Source organism: Streptomyces narbonensis, assembly GCF_014649015.1.
Taxonomy (GTDB): Bacteria; Actinomycetota; Actinomycetes; order Streptomycetales; family Streptomycetaceae; genus Streptomyces; species Streptomyces narbonensis.
Genome location: NZ_BMSF01000221.1, coordinates 1 through 500 on the forward strand (window position 1 = coordinate 1; position 500 = coordinate 500).

At 21.6% G+C, this 500-nt stretch carries 1 protein-coding gene; it reads left to right on the top strand.

Going from position 1 to position 500, the window contains the following annotated elements:
- Window positions 1–500 (top strand): thiamine pyrophosphate-binding protein (locus tag IE124_RS34570; RefSeq protein WP_502266949.1); only part of this gene is annotated, 500 nt, incomplete at both ends.

Here is a 500-nt window from a genome sequence, read left to right on the forward strand (position 1 = left end):
CATAATTTATCTAAAAAATTCAATAAAAAAAATTATAAAATAATAAATCATAAAATCTGGAGTTTTGTTGGTGATGGATGTTTAATGGAAGGAATTAGTCATGAATCTTGTTCTTTAGCTGGAAATTTAGGTTTAGGTAATTTAATTGTATTTTATGATGATAATAATATTTCTATAGATGGAAAAAGTTCTAATTGGTTTAATGATAATACATATAAAAGATTTAAATCTTATAATTGGCATATTATTGGACCAATAAATGGACATAATTTTAAAGAAATAAATAGAGCTATATCGATAAGTAAAAAAATAAAAAATAAACCAAAATTAATAATTTGTAAAACATTAATAGGTTATGGTTCACCTAATAAAGCTGGTACATCAAATTGTCATGGATCATTTTTAGGAAAAAAAGAAATAGAATTAGTACGAAAAAATTTAAATTGGAAATATCCTGCATTTAAAATACCTAAAAATATTTATTTATCATGGAATGCACA